The sequence below is a fragment of the Glutamicibacter sp. AOP38-B1-38 genome (assembly GCF_052377485.1).
Lineage (GTDB): Bacteria > Actinomycetota > Actinomycetes > Actinomycetales > Micrococcaceae > Glutamicibacter.
The window spans coordinates 1-2860 of the sequence record NZ_JBQSWU010000067.1 but is presented as its reverse complement, the minus strand read 5'-3'; the positions used below and the strand labels follow the sequence as shown (position 1 = coordinate 2860).

Sequence of the window (2860 nt, the reverse complement as noted above, 5' to 3'; positions counted from 1 at the left end):
AGACGACGCCGACTTTCTGTTCGATCTTGAGTCCCGGTGGGAGACTGTTCGATTCCTTGGTCCTCAAGCAAAGCCGATGACGGGTCGCTCGGAAGCTGTGGAATCCATCATTCGTCGTCGTACTATTGACGACCCTGTTCACGGGCTCTGGGCTATTTCCTCTCGCGAATCTGGTGAATTGTTCGGGAATATCCTGCTCAAACCCATCCCATTCTCGATAGATGTCGAAGGCGAAGCTCCTGTGGAAATTGGTTGGCATTTACACCCCGATGCCCAGGGTGCAGGTTATGCCACTGAGGCGGCCAGCGCTGTCATGACGGACGCGGCAAACAACGGACTTCGGTTCGTTATTGCCGTCACTGATCCACTCAATGCAGCCTCACCGCGAGTATGTGAGCGCCTGGGAATGCGGTCACTCGGCGTTACCGAGGCATATTACGACGAACATAATCTGTTGTTCGAGAAAACCCTGTCTCGATAGCGGTTCCGCTTATGGGATTCCTTGTTAGGGGTGGCCTAGATGGTGAGCAAGTGATTGATGATCGGTCGTAGTACCGTACAGAATTCCGCTGCCCGTTTCGGATCATATAGAAGCCGGAGAGCAAGGCCGTCTGAAACTGCAATGATGCCAGCCGCAGCAGCTTCCGGCTGTGCTGCACCGAAAGACCGCAAGGCCTCTACCAATTGGTCAGAAACCAGCTGATCCTGGCCTATAAGGATTTCGGCGATCCAAGGTGTGTGGATAGCCTCGGCAGCGAACGCATTCCAGGCAATGGCCTCTTCCGTGCGCTGCTGGTCGAGGGGCAAGGTTTCCTCGACCAAGCGAACCAGGTAGTCTACGGAGTCTCCGCTGAAAGTGAGAGCGTCCATACGCGCCTCGGCTCTGGAGATAACCAGATCGACGGCGGCACGGAGCAAGGCATCCTTGTTGGAGAATGTCTTTTGCAATGCGCCGACGGACCAGCCCGAATTTGCTGCCACGGTGCGGATGCTGACAGATTGGATGCCTCCGCGGACAATCAGGTCCAGTACCGATGCGGCAAAGACATCCCGCTTATTTACCCCTGCACTCATGATCCTAGAATACGTGTGTATTCTAGGATCATGAAATCTTCCCCGGTTGCCCCGAGTGCTCCTGTGCGCCAGTCCGCAGCGAGGTGGTCGGCAGCGCTGGTCGGTGGCCCCGCGGACTTGCTGGATTTCTTGATCCCCTTGTGGGCGGGCGCGGTACTTGGGCTCAATGCGACGGTAATCGGGATGTTGGTTGCTACGGAACTCTTTGTCTCCTTTGCCGCTAGGTTCCCCGCCGGATTGCTGGCCGACATGTGGGAACGCCAGATTATTGTAGCAACCGGGGCAGTGCTGTATGGGCTCTCGTGCGCTGGATACGCTCTGTCCACGGGCCCTGCTATGGCATTCTTCTCTGCAGTACTTGGTGGTCTTGGGGGCGCACTGTTCTGGGCGGCTTTACAGGCCATAGTTAGCGAGTCGGCAGGTTCAGATTCGTTTGCTTTCCCGAAGTTGATGACGTGGCAGGAAACTGGTTCATGGGTGGCCTTCGTCGCCGGCCTGACGCTGATAGGTTCATTGAACTTCCAAGGTGTTTTCTTGGCCGCTTCCGGCGCCTGCTTTGCCTCGGCGGTAATGATCGCAACAGCACCTCGACGCCCCGCTGCGTCCTCGAAACGGGCAGAGTCTGACTTTCCGACGCAGCGGCTACGACCAATGTTGCTTGCTACCGGACTAACCTCGCTGGCTGAAGCAGCAATTGGATTGCTGTTGCTGTTGCACCTTCAAGGGGCCTTCGATCTCGATGTGGTTTCTATCGCGTTGGTGTTCCTGCCTGGAGCCATTATGATGAGCCTGATTCCAGGGCCGGCGCACCGGATCACCATGAGGATCGGGCGGCACAGAGTCGCAGCTATCGCTGCGCTATCCAGTGCCACATTCGCGTTCACTTTGGCGTTCGCGCCCTCACCTTTGCTGATTACCGCCTTGTGGATTCTTAGTGCTGCAGCGTGGGCAGCGATTATCCCGATCGAGCAATCCGTCATCGCCCAGGTGGCAGCTGAACGCGCCGGAAAGGGGTTTGGGCTCTACGAGTCAGCCAAGCTGGCCGGTGCCGGAGTCGGCGTACTGGTGGCTGGTGTCACCTATGAGACAACGTCCTGGCAGGTTGCCTGCATCCTGTTTGCGGGCGTCATCGCCGCCGGGGCCATCGTCACGCCGTGGGCTGTACGTCGCTCTGGCGTCGCCAACGTCCCCCGAGACGAGGCAACCCCGGAAATGACACTGACTGTTTCTACTTCAGAGGAAGCGAATAGGTCAGTCTCGCAGTCCTGGAAATCCGAACAGAACCAAGAGGAAAAGATGATGGCAAAGACCAAGACAGACAATTCTAAACTCAGTGGCCTCGGCTGGCATCTACTCATTTTCGCCGTCGCTCAGATCGCACTGGCCTTCATGGGCATGTCCTGGATAGTGGACTCATTCAGTGCCAGCGACTTCGGCGAACACCTCGCCTCCGGAGGACGACCCGAGCTCGAGGGAATCCCAAGCTTCTTGTACGGTGCAGGGAAGATATGGGTCTTAGTCTTCGTCATCGACGCTATTTGGACCCTGGTCACAGGCCGCAAGAGCAGTCAGACTCCGAACAGACAAGGGCAGTAAGCGATTCCAGTTGAAAATACCGGTCGTCATTGCTGGGATTGTGATCGCTCCGGCCAACAACCGATCTGTGTCGGCTAGCTCAAGCTCGCCTACCACAGCCGGCTCCAGCTGCAACCTTCTCCAGTCCTGGGCTGAGGTCAGAAAGCGCATCTGAGCCGAAATCAGCGAACGGTGTCCCGCAGAAGGTTCC

At 57.2% G+C, this 2860-nt stretch carries 3 protein-coding genes; 2 read left to right on the top strand and 1 reads right to left on the bottom strand.

All coding sequences use genetic code 11. The annotated features are described in order from the left end of the window. Positions 1-481, top strand: a 481-nt coding sequence (locus ACT3TP_RS18560) for a GNAT family N-acetyltransferase (protein WP_444621272.1), incomplete at its 5' end; no start/stop codon positions are given. Between the two features lie 35 nt (positions 482-516). Here ACT3TP_RS18560 and ACT3TP_RS18555 read toward each other — a convergent pair. Further along, on the bottom strand, positions 517-1074 hold the full coding sequence (locus ACT3TP_RS18555; protein WP_444621271.1) for a TetR/AcrR family transcriptional regulator: 558 nt from the start codon (positions 1072-1074) through the stop codon (positions 517-519). 30 nt (positions 1075-1104) lie between these two features. Here ACT3TP_RS18555 and ACT3TP_RS18550 point away from each other — a divergent pair, with 30 nt between their 5' ends. Further along, positions 1105-2670, top strand: coding sequence for an MFS transporter (locus ACT3TP_RS18550; RefSeq protein ID WP_444621270.1), 1566 nt, complete (start codon positions 1105-1107; stop codon positions 2668-2670). Positions 2671-2860 lie beyond the last annotated feature (190 nt).